Below are 230 nucleotides of genomic sequence, written 5' to 3' on the forward strand. Positions count from 1 at the left end.
ACCTTTGGGCGCCTCCGATACCCTTTCGGAGGCGACCGCCCCAGTCAAACTCCCCGCCTGGCATTGTCCCACCGCCGGTTCACGGCGGCTGGTTAGAAGCCCAATATCACAAGGGTGGTATCCCAACAGCGGCTCCGCGGCAACTGACGCTACCGTTTCTCAGCCTCCCACCTATCCTGTACATGCAACACCGGACCCCAGTGCCAAACTGGAGTAAAGCTCCATGGGGT

The 230-nt window shown here is 60.9% G+C and carries 1 rRNA gene; it reads right to left on the reverse strand.

Going from position 1 to position 230, the window contains the following annotated elements:
* Positions 1 to 230, reverse strand: a 23S ribosomal RNA gene (locus tag GPK58_RS11880); the annotation flags it as partial.

The sequence above is a fragment of the Blautia sp. MCC270 genome, assembly GCF_018785605.1.
Lineage (GTDB): Bacteria > Bacillota > Clostridia > Lachnospirales > Lachnospiraceae > Blautia_A > Blautia_A fusiformis.